The sequence below is a fragment of the Alteromonas sp. IB21 genome (assembly GCF_016405965.1).
In the GTDB taxonomy this organism is placed as follows: Bacteria; Pseudomonadota; Gammaproteobacteria; order Enterobacterales; family Alteromonadaceae; genus Alteromonas.
In genome coordinates this window covers 36,900-37,229 of the sequence record NZ_JAEFCD010000038.1, presented here as the reverse complement: position 1 = coordinate 37,229, position 330 = coordinate 36,900, and positions in this window count along the sequence as shown.

The following is a 330-nucleotide window of genomic DNA, read 5'->3' as shown; positions in this document are numbered from 1 at the left end:
CCTTAAAGCCAGCTGTCACAGAGGATAGTAAATAGCGTTAATTTGTCTTAAACTCGTGCAGTTATATCGTCAATTACTTGCCGATTATCCTGACTCAAGCGCAGCAAAACTTGCTCAGCCAAGATTAAATAGCATCTCTCAATAGAATAAAAGCGCAGATAAGTTGTACGTTATGCTGGCTTTTTGTGCAAATAAACGCGTAAGTAAAAAAAACTGCAATTTGTTGTTGCACTAAAAAAATTATAAGTATCATATGCGGCGCGTTGAGGCACCAATCTTAACGCGTTAAATTGATAAAGATACGGGTCGTTAGCTCAGTTGGTAGAGCAG